The sequence below is a fragment of the Pseudomonas sp. 3B-A001-10F genome (genome assembly GCF_056313565.1).
In genome coordinates this window covers 341,194-360,401 of record NZ_JBQYFW010000002.1, presented here as the reverse complement: position 1 = coordinate 360,401, position 19,208 = coordinate 341,194, and the positions used below count along the sequence as shown (strand labels likewise).

16 protein-coding genes are annotated in these 19,208 nt (G+C 59.0%); 12 read left to right on the top strand and 4 right to left on the bottom strand.

All coding sequences use genetic code 11. From position 1 onward, the window contains the following. Positions 1 to 4: 4 nt before the first annotated feature. From AC0ZWN_RS04055 to flgE, 6 genes are all read left to right on the top strand, one after another. Positions 5 to 937, top strand: coding sequence for a chemotaxis protein CheV (locus AC0ZWN_RS04055; protein ID WP_007917585.1), 933 nt, complete (start codon positions 5 to 7; stop codon positions 935 to 937). Positions 938 to 983: 46 nt separating this feature from the next. Beyond that, a complete protein-coding gene (gene cheR, locus AC0ZWN_RS04050; RefSeq protein ID WP_016983976.1) occupies positions 984 to 1,811 on the top strand; it encodes a protein-glutamate O-methyltransferase CheR in 828 nt (275 codons plus the stop codon). Positions 1,812 to 2,171: 360 nt separating this feature from the next. Further along, positions 2,172 to 2,579, top strand: coding sequence for a flagellar basal body rod protein FlgB (flgB, locus tag AC0ZWN_RS04045; RefSeq protein ID WP_007917581.1), 408 nt, complete (start codon positions 2,172 to 2,174; stop codon positions 2,577 to 2,579). 3 nt (positions 2,580 to 2,582) lie between these two features. Then, positions 2,583 to 3,026 carry a flagellar basal body rod protein FlgC gene (flgC, locus tag AC0ZWN_RS04040; RefSeq protein ID WP_003227217.1) on the top strand — a complete coding sequence of 148 codons (444 nt, stop codon included), beginning with the start codon at positions 2,583 to 2,585 and terminating at the stop codon, positions 3,024 to 3,026. Positions 3,027 to 3,041: 15 nt separating this feature from the next. Then, positions 3,042 to 3,767, top strand: a complete 726-nt coding sequence (gene flgD, locus AC0ZWN_RS04035) for a flagellar hook assembly protein FlgD (protein WP_476334119.1) — start codon at positions 3,042 to 3,044, stop codon at positions 3,765 to 3,767. 30 nt (positions 3,768 to 3,797) lie between these two features. Then, a complete protein-coding gene (flgE, locus tag AC0ZWN_RS04030) occupies positions 3,798 to 5,114 on the top strand; it encodes a flagellar hook protein FlgE (protein ID WP_095051109.1) in 1,317 nt (438 codons plus the stop codon). Positions 5,115 to 5,490: 376 nt separating this feature from the next. Here flgE and AC0ZWN_RS04025 read toward each other — a convergent pair whose 3' ends face one another. Further along, on the bottom strand, positions 5,491 to 8,385 hold the full coding sequence (locus AC0ZWN_RS04025; RefSeq protein ID WP_116256247.1) for a ribonucleoside-diphosphate reductase subunit alpha: 2,895 nt from the start codon (positions 8,383 to 8,385) through the stop codon (positions 5,491 to 5,493). An 856-nt stretch (positions 8,386 to 9,241) separates the two neighbouring features. Between AC0ZWN_RS04025 and AC0ZWN_RS04020 the strand changes: the two genes are divergently transcribed. After that, positions 9,242 to 9,964 (top strand): response regulator, encoded by a 723-nt coding sequence (locus tag AC0ZWN_RS04020; RefSeq protein ID WP_099756938.1) that lies wholly within the window; start codon positions 9,242 to 9,244, stop codon positions 9,962 to 9,964. Continuing rightward, a complete protein-coding gene (locus AC0ZWN_RS04015; protein ID WP_116256249.1) occupies positions 9,961 to 11,571 on the top strand; it encodes an ATP-binding protein in 1,611 nt (536 codons plus the stop codon). Before AC0ZWN_RS04020 ends, AC0ZWN_RS04015 begins: the two co-directional genes overlap by 4 nt. Before the next feature lie 116 nt (positions 11,572 to 11,687). On the opposite strand, the gene AC0ZWN_RS04010 is transcribed toward AC0ZWN_RS04015, so the two are convergent. After that, the gene (locus AC0ZWN_RS04010) at positions 11,688 to 12,413 is read right to left on the bottom strand and encodes a 4'-phosphopantetheinyl transferase family protein (protein WP_476334118.1); all 726 of its coding nucleotides are present in this window, start codon (positions 12,411 to 12,413) and stop codon (positions 11,688 to 11,690) included. 158 nt (positions 12,414 to 12,571) lie between these two features. Next, positions 12,572 to 13,363 (bottom strand): dienelactone hydrolase family protein, encoded by a 792-nt coding sequence (locus tag AC0ZWN_RS04005; protein ID WP_476334117.1) that lies wholly within the window; start codon positions 13,361 to 13,363, stop codon positions 12,572 to 12,574. Between the two features lie 143 nt (positions 13,364 to 13,506). Here AC0ZWN_RS04005 and AC0ZWN_RS04000 point away from each other — a divergent pair, with 143 nt between their 5' ends. From AC0ZWN_RS04000 to AC0ZWN_RS03990, 3 genes are all read left to right on the top strand, one after another. Next, positions 13,507 to 14,109 carry an outer membrane beta-barrel protein gene (locus AC0ZWN_RS04000; protein WP_116256252.1) on the top strand — a complete coding sequence of 201 codons (603 nt, stop codon included), beginning with the start codon at positions 13,507 to 13,509 and terminating at the stop codon, positions 14,107 to 14,109. Positions 14,110 to 14,258: 149 nt separating this feature from the next. After that, a complete protein-coding gene (locus tag AC0ZWN_RS03995) occupies positions 14,259 to 14,936 on the top strand; it encodes a response regulator transcription factor (protein WP_093442145.1) in 678 nt (225 codons plus the stop codon). Then, entirely contained in the window at positions 14,933 to 16,279 is a 1,347-nt protein-coding gene (locus AC0ZWN_RS03990; protein WP_038367433.1) for an ATP-binding protein, read from the top strand. Before AC0ZWN_RS03995 ends, AC0ZWN_RS03990 begins: the two co-directional genes overlap by 4 nt. Positions 16,280 to 16,497: 218 nt before the next feature. On the opposite strand, the gene AC0ZWN_RS03985 is transcribed toward AC0ZWN_RS03990, so the two are convergent. After that, positions 16,498 to 17,496, bottom strand: a complete 999-nt coding sequence (locus AC0ZWN_RS03985) for an AraC family transcriptional regulator (RefSeq protein ID WP_095051055.1) — start codon at positions 17,494 to 17,496, stop codon at positions 16,498 to 16,500. 351 nt (positions 17,497 to 17,847) lie between these two features. Between AC0ZWN_RS03985 and AC0ZWN_RS03980 the strand changes: the two genes are divergently transcribed. Beyond that, positions 17,848 to 19,182: a dicarboxylate/amino acid:cation symporter gene (locus AC0ZWN_RS03980; protein ID WP_095123044.1), complete on the top strand. Its 1,335-nt coding sequence runs from the start codon at positions 17,848 to 17,850 to the stop codon at positions 19,180 to 19,182. Positions 19,183 to 19,208 lie beyond the last annotated feature (26 nt).

Sequence of the window (19,208 nt, the reverse complement as noted above, 5' to 3'; positions counted from 1 at the left end):
GGGCATGGCTGGTGTAATGGATTCGGTGAACCAGCGCACGCAACTGGTGGGGCAGAATCGCCTGGAGCTGTTGTTGTTCCGTCTCGACGGTCAGCAGCTCTACGGAATCAACGTGTTCAAGGTGCGGGAAGTGTTGCAGTGCCCGTCGCTGACGTTGATGCCCAAGTCCAGTCCTGTCGTGTGCGGGGTGGCAAATATTCGGGGGGCGACCATTCCGATCCTTGATCTGGCAATGGCCACCGGTTCCGGAGCGTTGAAGGACAAGAACAACCCGTTCGTGATCATCACGGAGTACAACACCAAGACCCAGGGTTTCCTGGTCCGCTCGGTGGAGCGCATCGTCAACATGAACTGGGAAGAGATTCATCCACCGCCCAAGGGCACGGGGCGCGATCACTACCTGACGGCTGTGACTCGGGTGGACAATCAGTTAGTCGAAATCATCGACGTCGAGAAAGTGCTGGCGGAAGTTGCGCCGACACCGGAAGCGATTTCGGTGGGCGTGGTCGATGTCGAGACCCAGACCAAGGCACTGTCATTGCGTGTCTTGACGGTCGATGACTCGTCGGTGGCGCGCAAGCAGGTCACGCGTTGTCTGCAGACAATCGGGGTCGAAGTGGTGGCGCTGAACGACGGCAAACAGGCGCTGGATTACCTGCGCAAGCTGGTCGATGAGGGCAAGAAGCCGGAAGAAGAGTTCCTGATGATGATTTCCGACATCGAGATGCCGGAGATGGACGGGTACACCCTGACGGCGGAAATCCGCGGCGACGCACGCATGCAAAAGCTTCATATCATCCTGCATACTTCGTTGTCGGGGGTATTCAATCAGGCGATGGTCAAGAAAGTCGGTGCAGATGACTTTTTGGCCAAATTCCGTCCTGATGACCTCGCATCCCGGGTAGTCGACCGGATCAAAGCAGCAGATATCAGCTAGGAGCGTTTTGCTCCTGGCGGTCAACACGATTTAAGAGGCGGCATCATTGTCTACGGGTAATTTGGATTTCGAACAGTTCCGGGTCTTCCTGGAAAAAGCCTGTGGCATTCTGCTCGGTGAAAACAAGCAGTACCTGGTCTCGAGCCGTCTCAACAAACTGATGGAGCAGCAAGGCATCAAATCCCTGGGTGAGCTGGTTCAGCGCATCCAGACCCAGCCGCGCAGCGGTTTGCGCGAGCAGGTAGTTGATGCCATGACGACCAACGAAACCCTGTGGTTTCGTGACACCTATCCGTTTGAAGTCTTGAAGAACAAGGTGCTGCCTGAAGCGATCAAGGCCAGCCCCAACCAGCGCTTGCGGATTTGGTCAGCGGCGTGCTCGTCGGGCCAGGAACCGTACTCGCTGTCGATGTCGATCGACGAGTTCGAGCGGACCAACCTTGGTCAACTGAAGATGGGCGTGCAGATTGTTGCCACTGATCTGTCCGGCCTTATGCTGACCAACTGCAAGACCGGCGAGTACGACAGCCTGGCCATCGGTCGTGGTTTGTCGCCGGAACGCCTGCAGCGTTACTTCGACCCGAAAGGGCCGGGCCGCTGGGTGATCAAGGCGCCGATCAAGAACCGGGTAGAGTTCCGTTCGTTCAACCTGCTCGACAGCTATGCCGCGCTGGGCAAGTTCGACATCGTGTTCTGCCGCAACGTGTTGATCTACTTCTCTGCCGAAGTGAAGAAAGACATCCTGTTGCGCATTCACAGCACGTTGAAGCCGGGCGGTTATCTGTTCCTTGGCGCTTCCGAAGCGTTGAACGGTTTGCCGGATCATTACCAGATGGTGCAGTGCAGCCCGGGGATTATTTACCAGGCGAAATGATTGCAGCGGCAATACAAAAAAACGGGAAGCCTTAAGGCCTCCCGTTTTTTTATGCCCCAATTATTTTATTTCTCACGAACACCACACCCCCCCTGTGGGAGCGAGCCTGCTCGCGAAAGCGGTCTGTCAGTAAAACAGTTGGCGACTGACACGCCACCTTCGCGAGCAGGGGATATGCGTTGACCTGGCAAGGACGGCAAGCGGCAGAAAAGCGGCATCCGGCGGAAACCGGTTGCCGCTTTTCTGGCATTGCCGCTTTGCCGACTCCCTGCAAAGCCCCGGTTTATGGGTGTTTTGCCGTTTGGCACGGCGCTTGCTAAAGCTCAGTTACGAAAAACCGGTCACCTGAAGGTTCCCGACATGAGCATCAGCTTCGATAAAGCGCTCGGCATTCACGAAAAGGCATTGGGCTTCCGCGCCCAGCGTGCCGAAGTGCTGGCCAACAACATCGCCAACGCCGACACCCCGAACTACAAGGCTCGGGATCTGGATTTCTCCAAAGTGCTTGAAGCACAGACCCAGAAAAACGCTAACGGCACCATCGCCCTGAACATGACCAACAGCCGTCACATCGAAGCTGAAGGCCTGGGCAATGGCGACGAATCGCTGATGTATCGCACGCCGATGCAACCGTCGATCGACCAGAACACCGTGGACGCTCAACTGGAACAGTCGAACTACGCGGAAAACGCCGTCGGCTTCCAGGCCAGCTTCACCCTGCTCAACAGCAAATTCAAAGGGCTGGTGTCAGCCCTGCGCGGAGAGTAATCCATGTCCCTGTCCAGCGTTTTCAACATTGCCGGCAGCGGCATGAGCGCACAAACCACGCGTCTGAACACCGTGGCGTCGAACATCGCCAACGCCGAAACCGTCTCGTCGAGCATCGACCAGACCTATCGCGCCCGTCACCCGGTGTTCGCCACCATGTTCCAGGGCGGCCAGAACAGCGGCAGCAATTCGCTGTTCCAGAGCCAGGACGCGGCCGGTCAGGGTGTACAGGTGCTCGGTGTGGTCGAAGACCAGAGCAACCTCGAAGCGCGTTACGAGCCGAACCATCCGGCGGCCGACGCCAAAGGCTACGTCTACTACCCGAACGTCAACGTGGTGGAAGAAATGGCTGACATGATTTCCGCGAGCCGCTCGTTCCAGACCAATGCCGAAATGATGAACACCGCCAAAACCATGATGCAGAAGGTACTGACCCTCGGTCAGTAATAAGGGGCGACGGCCATGAGTGTTTCCGATACCACCAGCAGCTTGAGCATGAATGACATCCTGTCGAACTCGTCGAAAAAGACCAGTTCGACCACCGGTGGCATTGCTTCGGCTACCAACAGCGCCACCGGCGGCCAGGCACTGGGCAAGGATGCGTTCCTGCAATTGCTGGTCACCCAGCTGAAAAACCAGAACCCGCTTGATCCGCAGGACAACAGTGCCTTCGTTGCGCAGTTGGCACAGTTCAGCAGCCTTGAGGGGATCACCACCCTCAACAGCACTGTCAGCTCGCTGGCCGGCAACTACAACTCCTCGCAGGCGTTGCAGGCTTCGTCGCTGGTGGGCCGCAATGTGATCGTGCAGACCAACTCGGTTCAGCTCGACGATCCGAGCAAAGGCATGACCGGCTCGGTCACCGTTCCGTCGTCGATTGCCGGCGGCACGGTCAGCATCACCGACAGCAGCGGCACGGTGGTTCGCACCATCGATCTGGGCAGTCGCGCCGCAGGCAGCGCGAGCTTCACCTGGGACGGCAAGGACAAGGACGGCAATCTGGTCAAGACCGGTACCTATACCGTCAAGGCCAACGCATCGATCAATGGCACCTCGACCGACATGGCGACCTACCTGCCGGCCACCGTCACCAGCGTGACGATCAGCCAGACCGGCGGCGAGCTGATGCTCAACCTGTCCGGCAAGGGCACCGTTGCCCTGTCCAAAGTACAAACCATTGGTATATAGAGCCGACTAACCGGCACAAAGGAGTGGAATATGTCTTTCAATATCGGCCTTAGCGGTCTCTATGCAGCCAACAAACAACTGGACGTGACCGGCAACAACATCGCCAACGTCGCGACCGCCGGTTTCAAATCGTCCCGTGCAGAATTCGAAGACGTTTACTCGTCGACTCGCCTGGGCAGCGGCAGCAAAGTGATCGGCAACGGTGTGCGTCTGGCCAACGTTTCCCAGCAGTTCACCCAAGGTGACATCAACAACACCGGCAACGTGTTGGACATGGGCATCAACGGTTCCGGTTTCTTCACCATGAGCAACAATGGCTCGGTGTCCTACACCCGTGCCGGTACGTTCAAGGTCGACAACGCCGGTTACATCACCAACACCGACTACACCTCGCGTCTGCAAGGTTATGGTGTGGATGCCAACGGTAAGATCGTCAATGGTGTGTTGACCGACCTCAAGATCGACACTTCAAACCTGGCGCCTAAGTCCACCTCGTTGGTGACCTCGACCATCAACCTGAACTCGACTGCGCCAGTGATCGACGACACAGTGGCCGCCGGCAAGTTCGATCCGAGCAACCTCGCGACCTACACCAAATCGTTCAGCACGCCGATCTATGACAGCCAGGGCAACATGCACCCCATGGATCAGTACGTGGTGAAAACCGGTGCCAACACCTGGAAGGTCTATACCCTGGTGGACGGTCGTAACCCGGATGCAACGGGCAGTGATCCAAAAGTCACTGCGCCGGTGCCTTCCACCATGACCTTTGACTCCGCTGGCAAGCTGACGCAGGTCAGCACTCTGCCTGGCCCGGTGATCAGCAGTGACCTGAAGCTCACGGGTTGGGTGCCGGGTAATGTCGTCAATGGTACGTTCAAGGCTAATGGTGCGGCCGCGAACCCGGCAGGTATCACCATTTCGATGGCTCAGACCACCCAGTACAACGCAGACACTGCGCGTTCGATTCCGACGCAGGATGGTTACGCCACTGGCCAGATCACCAACCTGACCATCGACGGTACCGGTACGCTGTTCGCCAACTTCAGCAACAACCAGAGCAAGGCCATTGGCCAGGTCGCACTGGCGAGTTTCACCAACGAACAAGGCTTGCAGGCAGTCGGCGGCACTAGCTGGAAGGAGACTTTCGCTTCGGGTATTCCGGGCTACGATGCGCCGAAAACCGGTACGTTGGGTGAGGTGGTTTCCAACTCGCTGGAAGAGTCGAACGTTAACCTGACCAACGAGCTGGTAGACCTGATCAAGGGCCAGAGCAACTATCAGGCGAACGCCAAGACCATCTCGACGCAGAGCACCATCATGCAGACCATCATTCAGATGACCTGATTCTGGTAGCTGCTTGTGCAAGGAAGCCCCTCTTTTGAGGGGCTTTTTTGTTGGGATTTTTTGGGGATGTTTTGATTGGGTGTATATCCGTTGCTGCGGGTGCTGCGGGTGCTGCGGGTGCTGCGGCTGGCGGTTCGCTCTTACAGCGACTCCACTCCGACCAATCTCCGATTGAACACTCCCAATCCCACTGTGGGAGCGAGCTCGCGAAGGCGACCTGAAAGCCAGGCAGCCTCTGCCGGATGTACGCAACCTCTGTAAGCGCTGCCGAAAGTAAACGGCGCACAAAAGAAAACCCCCAACACACCAGAAGTCTGTCGGGGGTTTCTTTTGCCTGGAAGAATCAGACGTCTCGCAACGCCTGATTCAGCTCAGCTTATTGGCAAGCTTCGCAATCCGGCTCGTCGATCGCGCAAGCTTTTGGCACTGGAGCAGGACCGGCAGGTGCTGCCAGAACCGAATCGTCGCCGTGGTTGCCGCCGCTGGAAACAGCGTTCAGCTTGCCGGTGTTGATGGTCGACTTCTCGGTGCTGGTCGCGGCCAGGGCACGGAGGTAGTAAGTGGTTTTCAGGCCACGGTACCAGGCCATGCGGTAGGTCACGTCGAGCTTCTTGCCCGATGCGCCGGCGATGTACAGGTTCAGCGACTGGGCCTGGTCGATCCACTTCTGACGACGGCTGGCGGCGTCAACGATCCACTTGGTGTCCACTTCGAACGCGGTCGCATAAAGCTCTTTGAGTTCTTGCGGGATACGCTCGATCTGCTGAACCGAACCGTCGTAGTACTTCAGGTCGTTGATCATGACCGAGTCCCACAGACCGCGAGCCTTGAGGTCGCGAACCAGGTACGGGTTGATCACGGTGAATTCGCCCGACAGGTTCGATTTCACATACAGGTTCTGGTAGGTCGGTTCGATCGACTGCGATACGCCAGTGATGTTGGCGATGGTCGCGGTCGGTGCGATGGCCATGATGTTGGAGTTACGAATGCCTTTCTGTACACGGGCGCGAACCGGTGCCCAGTCGAGGGTTTCGTTCAGGTCGACATCGATGTACTTCTGGCCACGGGCTTCGATCAGGATCTGTTGCGAATCCAGCGGCAGGATGCCTTTGGACCACAGCGAACCCTGGAACGTCTCGTACGCGCCACGCTCGTCAGCCAGGTCGCAGGACGCCTGGATCGCGTAGTAGCTGACCGCTTCCATCGACTTGTCGGCGAACTCGACAGCAGCGTCGGAACCGTAAGGGATGTGCTGCAGGTACAGCGCGTCCTGGAAGCCCATGATGCCCAGACCGACCGGACGGTGCTTGAAGTTGGAGTTCTTCGCTTGTGGCACCGAGTAGTAGTTGATGTCGATCACGTTATCGAGCATGCGTACAGCGGTGTTCACGGTACGTTCCAGCTTGGCGGTGTCCAGCTTGCCGTCAACGATGTGGTTCGGCAGGTTGATCGAGCCCAGGTTGCAAACGGCGATTTCGTCCTTGTTGGTGTTCAAGGTGATCTCGGTGCACAGGTTCGAGCTGTGAACCACGCCGACGTGCTGCTGCGGGCTACGCAGGTTGCACGGGTCTTTGAAGGTCAGCCATGGGTGGCCGGTTTCAAACAGCATGGAGAGCATTTTGCGCCACAGGTCTTTGGCCTGGATGGTCTTGAACAGTTTGACCTTGCCTGGGTATTCGGTCAGGGCTTCGTAGTACTCGTAGCGCTCTTCGAAGGCTTTGCCGGTCAGGTCGTGCAGGTCCGGTACTTCGGATGGCGAGAACAGGGTCCACTTGCCGTCATCGAAGACACGCTTCATGAACAGGTCAGGGATCCAGTTGGCGGTGTTCATGTCGTGGGTACGACGACGATCATCACCGGTGTTCTTGCGCAGTTCGATGAACTCTTCGATGTCCATGTGCCAGGTTTCCAGGTAGGCACAGACAGCGCCTTTGCGCTTGCCACCCTGGTTAACGGCTACAGCGGTGTCGTTCACCACTTTGAGGAACGGCACAACGCCTTGCGACTTGCCGTTGGTGCCCTTGATGTACGAACCCAGAGCGCGAACAGGCGTCCAGTCGTTGCCCAGGCCACCGGCGAATTTCGACAACATGGCGTTGTCGTGGATCGCGTGGTAGATGCCCGACAGGTCATCCGGCACGGTGGTCAGGTAGCAGCTCGACAGCTGTGGACGCAGGGTACCGGCGTTGAACAGGGTCGGGGTCGACGACATGTAGTCGAAGGAAGACAGCAGGTTGTAGAACTCGATCGCACGGTCTTCTTTGTGCTTCTCTTCGATCGCCAGGCCCATGGCCACGCGCATGAAGAAGATCTGCGGCAGTTCGAAACGCACGCCATCCTTGTGGATGAAGTAACGGTCGTACAGGGTTTGCAGACCCAGGTAGGTGAATTGCTGATCACGCTCGTGGTTGATCGCCTTGCCCAGTTTTTCCAGGTCGAAGGAGGCCAGCACAGGGTTCAGCAGTTCGAACTCGATACCTTTGGCGATGTAAGCCGGCAATGCCTTGGCGTACAGGTCGGCCATTTCGTGGTGAGTGGCGCTTTCGGCCACACCGAGGAAACCCAGACCTTCGGCACGCAGGGTGTCCATCAGCAGGCGGGCAGTCACGAACGAGTAGTTCGGCTCACGCTCGACCAGGGTACGGGCGGTCATCACCAGGGCGGTGTTGACGTCGGTCAGGGCCACGCCGTCGTACAGGTTTTTCAGGGTTTCGCGCTGGATCAGGTCGCCGTCGACTTCTTCCAGACCTTCGCAGGCCTCGGTGACGATGGTGTTCAGGCGGCCCATGTCGAGCGGCGCCAGGCTGCCGTCGGCACGGGTGATGCGGATCGACGGGTGAGCGTTGACCGCTTCTTCGGCCGGCGCGTGGGCAGCACGTTCTTTCGAACGACCGTCACGGTAGATCACGTAGTCGCGAGCGACTTTCTGCTCACCGGCACGCATCAGGGCCAGTTCGACCTGGTCCTGGATTTCTTCGATGTGGATGGTGCCACCCGACGGCATGCGACGCTTGAAGGTCGCGGTGACCTGTTCGGTCAGACGGGCAACGGTGTCATGGATTCGCGACGAAGCGGCAGCGGTGCCGCCTTCAACTGCGAGGAACGCTTTGGTGATAGCGACGGTGATCTTGTCATCGGTGTAAGGAACGACAGTGCCATTGCGCTTGATCACGCGCAGTTGACCAGGCGCGGTGGCTGCCAGATCCGAATTCGAATCAGCGGCCTGCGGCAAGGTGCCCTGCGGGTTCTCGCGAGTTGTGTCGGTTTGCATGGGGGGTGGTCTCCACATTCTCTATGTTTGTTTGGGCACCATCATGGTGCCCACCGTTCTGTCCAGAAGCACTACAGCCGACGGGCGTCGGGTATAACAACTTCGGGACAGTAGGAAAAAAGGCTGATGAAGCCGCATCCTTGCCGAAGTTTTTGGCTACGAGCCAGGGCTCGAGCCGGATTCCTTCCCGGGTGACAGTAATGACTGCAACACCCGTACCGTTCTCGTCGCTGCGAGCTAAAAAACGGTGCCATCCGCAAGTGCGGTTTGGGCTTTGAAAAACTTGCTGGGTTCAACCGGAAACAGGCAATAAATCGCTTGAGTTTCAGGTCTGAAATGTGGTTGGGCGTTTAAGCGGAAAACCCTATATGTGGGGTCTCTCCCTGCGCCGTGCTACAAGATAATGCGTTTCACGGGTGCTTGCAACGTACTAGCTGTGGATAAACCTGTGCGTAAATTGTGTAAGAAATCCGGAATTCGCGTGTAGGCCGCGAACCTGCTGAGCTAGACCGTCTGTCACTGTTTTTTCACCGGGAAAAACGCTTCAGCGGATTTTTAAGGGCGCGAACCCTATCACAAAAAACTGCCTTGTCCGAACGCATTTACCGACTTGTGTTCTGGCTGTACGCCGTTTATACAATCGGCCCATGCGCAGGCATTCTTATCCTCCTTAAACATGACAAAAGGTCGGGAGGATCTGAAGCTGTGGGAGCGAGCCTGCTCGCGAATGCGCTATGTCAGCTGACTCAGATGTGGGCTGATACGACGCCTTCGCGAGCAGGCTCGCTCCCACAGGGAATAGTGTTGAGGCAGACGTTCCTCCTTTATTAATAACAATAGAAAGCAGAGGTCAGCGGTGGAGCAACAAGCCTTTGAGGTATTGATCGTCGAGGATGACCAGCGGCTGGCCGAATTGACGCGCGACTACCTGCAAGCCAATGGACTGCGCGTGGATATCGAAGGCAACGGGGCGCTGGCGGCTGCGCGGATCATCCAGGAGCAGCCGGATCTGGTGATCCTTGATCTGATGCTGCCGGGCGAGGATGGCCTGAGCATCTGTCGCAAGGTGCGCAATCAGTATGACGGGCCGATTCTGATGCTCACCGCGCGCACCGACGATGCCGATCAGATCCACGGGCTCGATCTCGGGGCCGACGATTACGTGTGCAAACCGGTGCGCCCACGCCTGTTGCTGGCACGAATTCAGGCGTTGCTGCGCCGTAGCGACACACCTGAACCGCTCGCCGAAAAATCCCGCCGTTTGCAATTCGGCCCGTTGGTGGTCGACAACGCCTTGCGTGAAGCGTGGCTGAGCGACAACGGCATCGAGTTGACCAGCGCCGAATTCGATCTGCTCTGGCTGTTGGTGTCCAACGCCGGGCGGATTCTGTCCCGCGAAGAAATCTTCACCGCACTGCGCGGCATCGGCTATGACGGTCAGGACCGTTCGATCGATGTGCGCATCTCGCGCATCCGCCCGAAAATCGGCGACGACCCCGACCATCCACGCCTGATCAAGACCATTCGCAGCAAAGGTTATCTGTTCGTTCCTGAAGCCTGCGTAGATCTGCCGCTGTGAACTCGATCTTCCTGCGCATCTACGGCGGCATGTGCGCAGCGCTGATTCTGGTGGCGGTGCTCGGCGTGCTGGCGCTGAATCTGCTCAATCAGGTGCGCAGCGAGCAGTATCGCGAGCGGCTGGCCCACGGCACGTTCTCGCTGATGGCCGGCAACCTGCAACCGATGAATGAAACCGAGCGCCATCGCGCGTTGCTGGTGTGGGAGCGTTTGCTGGGGATCCCGCTGGCGCTGAAGAAGTTTGCCGAGACCGATCTCGATCTGACCCAGCGCACCCGCGTGCAACGGGGGCAGGCGTTGGTCGAGCAGACCGGTCCGCACGCAGCGAAGGTTTACCGGATGGTCAGCGACAAGGAACAGCTCGTACTGGTGGGTGAAGTTCAGCAAATCAGCGAGCAACTGGCCCGCGCAACCATTTACCTGCTGGCCGATGAACTGGTGCGCGTGCCGGTCGCCGAGCAACCCAAGCGCCTCGCACAGATAAAGGACGAGAAGGGCTTCGGTTTCGATCTGCGCCTGGTCACGGTGAATGACGCCGACATGGACGAAGACCAGAGCCGCCGCGTGGCCGAAGGCGACACGGTGATGGCGCTGGGCAAGGGCGGCGATTCGATCCGCGTGTTTGCCGGCATGGTCGGCACGCCGTGGGTGCTGGAAATCGGGCCGCTGTATCAGATGAACCCGTACCCGCCGGAATGGCTGGTGCTGATTGCGGCACTCGGTCTGAGCCTGATCGGCCTCATTGTTTATCTGTTGGTGCGCCAGCTCGAACGCCGTTTACGCGGCCTCGAAGCAGCGGCCACGCGGATTGCCAAGGGCAGCCTGGAAACTCGTGTGCCGGCGCGCGGTGCCGACTCGGTCGGGCGTCTGGCGGCGGCGTTCAACGGCATGGCCGAGCACTTGCAGCAGCTACTGGCAATCCAGCGCGAACTGGTGCGTGCGGTCTCTCATGAACTTCGCACGCCGGTGGCGCGTCTGCGTTTCGGTCTGGAAATGATCGGCTCGGCGACCACCCCGCAAGCGCTGGAGAAATACCGCGAAGGCATGGATCACGACATCGAAGACCTCGATAAGCTGGTCGATGAAATGCTCACCTATGCGCGACTGGAGCAGGGTTCGCCGGCGCTGACGTTCCAGCGCATCGATCTGGATGCGCTGGTCAATCAGGTGATTGAAGAGCTGGCGCCGCTGCGTGCCGAGGTCACGGTGCAACGTGGTTTGTGTCTGTCTGCGGCGGATAACGATGATGCCTGGGTCGAAGCCGAGCCACGTTATCTGCATCGGGCGCTGCAGAATCTGGTGAGCAACGCGATGCGCCATGCGCGTTCGAAGGTGACGGTCAGTTATCAGGTCGGGCAATTGCGCTGTCGCGTGGATGTCGAGGATGACGGGCCGGGCGTGCCGGAAGTGGCGTGGGAGCGGATTTTCACGCCGTTTCTACGCCTGGATGACAGCCGTACGCGGGCGTCGGGCGGGCATGGCCTGGGCTTGTCAATTGTGCGGCGGATCATTCACTGGCATGACGGCCGGGCGATCATTGGCAAGAGCAAGAGCCTGGGTGGGGCTTGCTTCAGCCTGAGTTGGCCGCGCAATCAGGAACGCCGGTAATTCTTGTGGTGGCCGCGATGCCGCCTTCGCGAGCAAGCTCGCTCCCACATTTGAAATGCGGTTTCCTGTGGGAGCGAGCTTGCTCGCGAAGAGGCCCTTGCAGGCACCGAAAGATTTCAGGCCTTGATGCTGACCAGACTCAGCAACTGCCCATCCTGCACCCCGAACTGCGCCTCCAGTTCAGTACCGTTGCGCCATTCAGCGGACAAGTCTGTCAACAAGCGCAAATGCACCTGACCCGCCTCCGTCCATTCCAGCACTTCTGCATGCTCGAAATAAAAGCGCTTCTGCACAATCGGGTACAGCGCTTTGAACAGACTTTCCTTCACCGAAAACGTCAGCGTCACCCACAGCGCCAACTGATCCCGCGAGGCGGCCGTCATGCGCTGCATTTCAGGTGGCGTCAGAATCTCCCCAGCCAGCCGCTCGGCACGTTCGGTGTCGAGCAGGTTTTCCAGGTCCATGCCCAAACCGCGCCAGTGCCTTTTGTCGGCGACAATCGCTGCCGCGCGTCCGGTGCTGTGCGTGATCGAGCCGCAGATATGCGCGGGCCATATCGGCGCGCGGTCTTCACCAATCGCTGGCACAACGCTGCTGCCTTCCAGTTGCTGCAACGCTGCACGGGCGCAAATCCGCCCGGCGAGGAATTCCGCCTGACGTTTGGCCACCGAGCGCTGAATGCTTGGCGGGGCAACGACGGCGCTGCGCTGGAAATCATCGCCGAGCAGTTGTGCCGGATCGAAATGGGTGCTGAGAAGCACGGTATCAGGCAACACCGTCGGCAACGGCCAGTGGCTGTCGAGCGCGGTGCAGCAGGCGGGCAGGGTGGGGGTGAGATTCATGGCGGGCATTTTGCCGGTTAGTCGAGACAAGGTCGAGATGATCGTTCCCACGCTCTGCGTGGGAATGCCTCAATGGACGCTCTGCGTTCGCTTTGGGACGCAGAGCGTCCCGGGCTGCATTCCCACGCGGAGCGTGGGAACGATCAGGTGCGGAGGGGTCAGCTAAAGATGTTCTGCAAGAACGCTTTCATGTCCGCCCAGGATTTTTCGTCCGCTGCTTTGTTGTACCCGATGTCCGGGCCACCGTGTTCACCATGGCTCAGGCGATCGGCATCCGGATTGGTAAAACCGTGCTTGGCGCCGTCGAGGCTGACGAACTTGTAGTCAGCGCCAGCCTTGTCCATTTCCGTCTTGAACGCCGTGACATTGTCTGGAGTGACCATGCTGTCCAGCGCACCGTGTTCGACCAGAATCTTCGCCTTCACACTGCCGGGTGTCGCCGGGGTCTTGGTCGCCAGCGCACCGTGGAAACTCACCACCCCTGCCAGCGGCTCTCCTTGTCGCGCGGCGTTGAGCACCACGCCGCCGCCGAAGCAGTAACCGATGGCGGCGATTTTGTTGACGTCGGTCTGCGGCTGCTTCTTCAGCAAATTCAGCCCGGCCTCAAAGCGCTTGCTGGAAGCCGCCGCATCCTGAGTCGCCGCCTGCATGAACGCCATCGCGTCTTTCGGGTGCTCGGTGTTCTTGCCTTCGCCGTACATGTCGATCGCCAACGCGCTGTAGCCAAGTGCGGCGAGATCGCGTGCGCGGCGTTTGGCGTAATCGTTCAGGCCCCACCATTCGTGCACCACGACGACACCCGGGCGTTTGCCTTTGATGGCGTCGTCGTAGGCGTAGTAGCCGATCAGTTTCGTGCCGTCGGCGCTCTGATAGGGAATTTCTTCAGTCTTGATCGCAGCGTGAGTGAGGCTGCTGACAGCCAGCAAAGTAAGGGCGAGGAACAGGCGCATGGTCGGGTCTCCTGACAATAAAGGGTCAAAACAGCCTAGTTCATTTGGTTCAGGTCAGGTTCAGAGACGGTTCAGGGGCGGTACAGGGGGAGGTCAGTAACCTTGCGCCATACCCAAACAGCACTGTGAAAGAGGAAATATCCATGACTTTTAACAAACTGTTGCTGGCATTGACCGTAATGAGCGCCAGTATCGCGGCCCAGGCTGATACCACTTCGAACTTCGCCGGCCTGTCCTTCGGCCAGACCAGCGACAAGATCAACAAGTCCCACGCACTGAACAACAACCTCGACCACCCGAACGCCACCGGCGCCATCGACGGTAACAACACCTACGGCGTACGCCTCGGTCAGCAAAACAGCCAGGGTCGCTACTACGCCACCTACGACAACGTGTCGGGCTCGCACAATGGCATTAAACTGCGTCAGGAAAACCTGCTGGGCAGCTACGATCTGTTCTACCCGGTAGGCGGCAGCACCAAGTTGTTCGGTGGCGCGACGGCGGGTTTGACCAAGCTGACTCAGGAATCGCCAGGCTTTAGCCGCGACAGTGATATCGGTTACGCCGTCGGCGGTCAGCTCGGTGTGTTGCAACAAGTATCGCAAAACACTTCGGTCGAACTCGGTTACCGTTACCTGCGCAGCAATGCCAGCACCGAGATGAGCGAACGCGGTGGCAGCAAGCAAGGTTCGCTGGATTTGACCAGCAGCGCGCAGACTTACCTGTCCGCTAACTACAATTTCTAAGGAGCGAATCGCCTTGGAACCCTGTGGGAGCGAGCTTGCTCGCGAAAGCGATGTTTCATTCAACATCATCGTTGACTGAATAACCGCCTTCGCGAGCAAGCTCGCTCCCACAGGTGGTTGTGGAGATTTCAAGTGATTAGGAGAAGGGCATGAAACTGTTGGTCGTCGAAGATGAAGCGCTGTTGCGCCATCACCTGCAAACCCGCCTGACAGAAAGTGGTCACGTGGTCGAGTCCGTGGCCAATGCCGAAGAGGCGCTGTACCAGACCGGACAGTTCAACTTTGACCTGGCGGTGATCGATCTCGGCCTGCCGGGCATGGGCGGTCTCGACCTGATTCGCCAATTGCGCGCGGCGGGCAAGACCTTCCCGATCCTGATCCTCACCGCGCGTGGCAACTGGCAGGACAAGGTCGAAGGCCTCGCCGCCGGCGCCGACGATTACGTGGTCAAGCCGTTCCAGTTCGAAGAACTCGACGCGCGCCTGAACGCCTTGCTGCGCCGTTCCAGCGGGTTCACCCAGTCGACCATCGTCGCCGGGCCGCTGCTGCTCGACCTCAATCGCAAACAGGCGAGCCTTGACGAGCAACCGCTGGCGCTGACCGCCTACGAGTACCGCATCCTCGAATACCTCATGCGCCACCATCAACAAGTGGTGCCCAAGGATCGCTTGATGGAGCAGCTCTACCCGGACGACGACGAGCGCGATCCGAATGTCATCGAAGTGCTGGTCGGTCGTCTGCGGCGCAAGCTCGAAGGCCCGGCCGGGTTCAAGCCGATCGACACCGTGCGCGGCCTCGGCTACCTGTTCAATGAGCGCTGCACTTGATTCGTTCCCTTCGCGTTCGCTTGATGCTCGCCGCCACCACGTTGGCGGTGTTGTTCATGCTTGCCTTGCTGCCGGCGATGCAAGGCGCGTTCAGCCTCGCCTTGCAGGATTCCATTGAGCAGCGGCTGGCTTCGGATGTCACCACGCTGATCTCGGCCGCGCGCATTGAAAACGGTCGGCTGGTGATGCCGACGCAACTGCCGGATGAGCGCTTCAATCTCACCGACTTCCGTTTGCTCGGCTACATCTACGACCGCGAAGGGCATCTGGTATGGCGCTCGAAAGCCACCCAGGAAGAGCAGATCAACTACAAACCGCGTTATGACGGCCTCGGTAACGAGTTCGCGCGGATTCGTGAATCCAACGGCCAGGAATTCTTCGTCTACGACGTTGAAGTGAAATTGCTCGGCGGCAAAAGCGCGGCGTTCAGCATCGTCGCCCTGCAACCGGTGCGCGAGTACGAAACCACCCTCGAAGGCCTGCGTGAAAATCTCTATCTGGGCTTCGGCGCTGCGTTACTCGTGTTGCTGGCGCTGTTGTGGATCGGCTTGACCTGGGGACTCAAAGCCTTGCGCCGGCTCAGTCAGGAACTCGACGAAATCGAAGGCGGCACCCGTGAAAGCCTCACCGAACAACATCCACGCGAACTGCTGCGCCTGACCGGCTCGCTCAACCGTTTGCTGCACAGCGAGCGTCAGCAGCGCAGTCGTTACCGCGATTCCCTCGATGACTTGGCGCACAGCTTGAAAACCCCGTTGGCGGTGTTGCAAGGGGTTAGCGAGGACATGGCTCAACGTCCCGAAGAGCGCGATCAGGCCTGGGTGCTACAAAGCCAGATCGAACGCATGAGCCAGCAGATCAGCTACCAACTGCAACGGGCCAGCTTGCGCAAAAGCGGACTGGTGCGACACCAGGTGCGCCTGCAACCGGTGCTCAAAAGCCTCTGCGACACGCTGGACAAGGTTTACCGCGATAAGCACGTGCGGGTGGCGTTTGATTTACCCGAGCATTGCTATGTGCCGATCGAGCAGGGCGCGTTGCTGGAGATGATGGGCAACTTGCTGGAAAACGCCTATCGCCTGTGCCTGGGCGAGGTGCGCATCAGCGTGCGTGAGACTCTGGCCGGGATTGAACTGTGCGTCGAAGATGACGGCCCGGGCGTGCCGCCGGATCAGCGTGCGCGGATTCTCGAGCGTGGCGAGCGGCTGGATGCCCAGCATCCGGGGCAGGGGATCGGGTTGGCGGTGGTCAAGGACATTATTGAAAGCTACAACGCCAAACTCGCGCTGGGGGATTCGCCGATGGGCGGGGCGGCGTTCAGGATTCATTTTCCTGCGGTGTGATTGCGAGTGCCCTCACCCCAACCCTCCCGAAACGTCGGACCGCCCAGAGGGAGAGGGGGCCGACTGAGGTGTCTAGCGTTATACATCGACCTGAAATAGCCAATCGATTATGGATTCAGTAGAGAGCGTTCAGGTCGGCGTACATCTTGAACATCCCCCATTCAGTCCCCTCTCCCTCCGGGAGAGGGTTAGGGTGAGGGGCTTTTGATTTTTGTGTCTCACTGCTCCTGCGCCCGATAAGCCCCCGGCGTCAGCCCGGTCCACTTCTTGAACGCCCGATGAAACGCCGACGGCTCGGAAAATCCGAGCTGCTCGGCAATCTGCTGCAACGACAGATCCGCACGGCCCAAATGATAAATGGCGATATCTCGCCGCAACTGATCCTTCAACTCCTGAAAACTGCTGCCTTCCTCACGCAAATGCCGGCGCAGCGTTTGCGGGCTGATGTGCAAGTGCGCCGCCACCGCTTCCAGATCCGGCCAGTGTGCCGTGTCGCGACTGAGCAAACGGCGCAGGCGGCTGCTCAGGCTGTCGCCGTCGTCCGGGCGTGAGAGCAGGTCGGCGGGGGAGCGTTCGAGGAAGTGTTTGAGGGTGCGTTCATCCTGCAACAGCGGCATAGACAGATAGCGGCTGTGGAATAAAAGGCTGCTTTGCTCGGTACCGAAAGTCAGCGGGCAGGGGAACAACAGGTCATATTCAGCGCCGTGATCGGGGCGGGGATAGCTGAAAGTTGCCTGCTCGAGGCGAATTCGCTGGCCAATCAGCCAACTGCCCAGACGATGCCAGATCACCAGCAAACTCTCGGTGAGAAAGTGATCCGGGTCGCACATCTGCGAATCGTCGAGGCTCAAACGCACCCATTCGTCTTCGCGCGTCAGGCTCAGGCGCGGGGCTTCGGGGAATAGGCTATAAAACAATAAACCGCGTTGCAGCGCTTTCTCCAGATTGCGGCAGTGGATCGAGGCGTGGCACATCATGGCGAAACTGCCGGGCTTGCTCGGGGCGTTGCCGAAACCCAGGTATTCGTCATCCAGCGCCAGCCACAGGCCCTGAATCAACCGGGTGAATTGTTCCGGAGCGATGCGTGCGCGCGGCTCGTCGAGCAGTTCCGGGCTGATGCCCAGTTGCAGCAGCAGGCCCGAGTAATCGAACCCTTGGCGGCGCGCGCCACCGAGGGCGGCACGGGCGAAATGACTGGCGATGGTGCGTTCGCGCATAAGCGGCAGATCCTTCCTCAGGCGCCGGATGGTAGCCGGCGGCTGGACACGCCTACAAGGCGGATTTCCGCCAAATTGTAGGACGAGAAGCGGCGAGTTGGCGGAAATCCGCCACACTTGAGTCACCGAATGGTGACATCCATGACGGTGTAATCCCTGATATCAAAAGGCTTGCAGGCAATCGCACCAAAGTGGCACGACGTTTGCGATACAAGCCACAGAAGCGTGCGTTTGGCCCTGATGGAAAACGCTGCTCCAACAACAAATCCCTCCAGTGCAGGAGGGTTCGCAATTAAGGTTTCGCGGCCAACAGATGGATGTTGCCACGCGGGACGCTTGAGGAAACCTGCAATGACGACTCGTCAGCCACTGTACAAATCCCTGTATTTCCAGGTGATCGTTGCCATCGCCATCGGCATCCTGCTTGGTCACTTCTACCCTCAGACCGGTGTGGCCCTCAAGCCGCTGGGTGACGGGTTCATCAAACTGATCAAAATGGTCATCGCCCCGATCATCTTCTGCACCGTTGTCAGCGGCATCGCCGGCATGCAGAACATGAAATCCGTGGGCAAGACTGGCGGCTACGCGCTGCTGTACTTCGAAATCGTTTCCACCATTGCCCTGCTGATCGGTCTGATCGTGGTCAACGTTGTGCAACCGGGCGCCGGCATGCACATCGACGTCACCACCCTGGACGCCTCGAAAATCGCCACTTATGTGACGGCCAGTAAAGACCAGAGCATTGTCGGTTTCCTCCTCAATGTAATCCCGAACACCATCGTCGGCGCGTTCGCCACCGGTGACATCCTGCAAGTGCTGATGTTCTCGGTGATCTTCGGCTACGCCCTGCATCGCCTGGGTTCGTACGGTCGTCCGCTGCTGGACATGATCGATCGCTTCGCCCATGTGATGTTCAACATCATCAACATGATCATGAAACTGGCGCCGCTGGGTGCTTTCGGCGCGATGGCCTTCACCATCGGTGCCTACGGCGTCGGCTCGCTGGTGCAACTGGGCCAGTTGATGATCTGCTTCTACATCACCTGCATCCTGTTCGTGGTGGTGGTGCTGGGTGCGATCTGCCGTGCTCACGGTTTCAGCGTGTTTAAACTGGTGCGTTACATCCGTGAAGAACTGTTGATCGTACTGGGCACGTCCTCGTCGGAATCGGCATTGCCACGCATGCTGATCAAGATGGAGCGTCTGGGCGCGAAGAAATCCGTAGTAGGTCTGGTGATCCCGACCGGTTACTCGTTCAACCTCGACGGTACTTCGATCTACCTGACCATGGCGGCCGTGTTCATCGCTCAGGCGACCGACACTCACATGGACATCACTCACCAGATCACCCTGCTGCTGGTATTGCTGCTGTCCTCCAAAGGTGCGGCAGGCGTGACCGGTTCGGGCTTCATCGTGCTGGCTGCCACCCTGTCGGCGGTAGGTCACCTGCCGGTGGCCGGTCTGGCGCTGATCCTCGGTATCGACCGCTTCATGTCCGAAGCCCGCGCACTGACCAACCTGGTTGGTAACGCTGTAGCGACCATCGTGGTTGCCAAGTGGGTCAAGGAGCTGGATACCGATCAGCTGCAAACCGAGCTGGCCTCGGGCGGCCGCGGTATCGCTGATACCCGTCCTGAAGATGATCTGGGTGTGGCTGAAGGCCCAACCCCAAGCAATGTGAAGTAAGCACTGCTTGCCTGGAAAAACCCGCT

What these genes read in the sequence shown, in the direction of transcription:
- flgB (WP_007917581.1), top strand. Translation starts at nt 2,172, where the DNA reads ATGAGCATCAGCTTCGATAAAGCGCTCGGCATTCACGAAAAGGCATTG.
- AC0ZWN_RS04055 (WP_007917585.1), top strand. Translation starts at nt 5, where the DNA reads ATGGCTGGTGTAATGGATTCGGTGAACCAGCGCACGCAACTGGTGGGG.
- AC0ZWN_RS04005 (WP_476334117.1), bottom strand. Translation starts at nt 13,363, where the DNA reads ATGCGCCTGTTCCTCGCCCTTACTTTGCTGGCTGTCAGCAGCCTCACT.
- flgC (WP_003227217.1), top strand. Translation starts at nt 2,583, where the DNA reads ATGTCCCTGTCCAGCGTTTTCAACATTGCCGGCAGCGGCATGAGCGCA.
- flgD (WP_476334119.1), top strand. Translation starts at nt 3,042, where the DNA reads ATGAGTGTTTCCGATACCACCAGCAGCTTGAGCATGAATGACATCCTG.
- AC0ZWN_RS03995 (WP_093442145.1), top strand. Translation starts at nt 14,259, where the DNA reads ATGAAACTGTTGGTCGTCGAAGATGAAGCGCTGTTGCGCCATCACCTG.
- AC0ZWN_RS04000 (WP_116256252.1), top strand. Translation starts at nt 13,507, where the DNA reads ATGACTTTTAACAAACTGTTGCTGGCATTGACCGTAATGAGCGCCAGT.
- AC0ZWN_RS03980 (WP_095123044.1), top strand. Translation starts at nt 17,848, where the DNA reads ATGACGACTCGTCAGCCACTGTACAAATCCCTGTATTTCCAGGTGATC.
- AC0ZWN_RS04025 (WP_116256247.1), bottom strand. Translation starts at nt 8,385, where the DNA reads ATGCAAACCGACACAACTCGCGAGAACCCGCAGGGCACCTTGCCGCAG.
- AC0ZWN_RS03985 (WP_095051055.1), bottom strand. Translation starts at nt 17,496, where the DNA reads ATGCGCGAACGCACCATCGCCAGTCATTTCGCCCGTGCCGCCCTCGGT.
- flgE (WP_095051109.1), top strand. Translation starts at nt 3,798, where the DNA reads ATGTCTTTCAATATCGGCCTTAGCGGTCTCTATGCAGCCAACAAACAA.
- AC0ZWN_RS04010 (WP_476334118.1), bottom strand. Translation starts at nt 12,413, where the DNA reads ATGAATCTCACCCCCACCCTGCCCGCCTGCTGCACCGCGCTCGACAGC.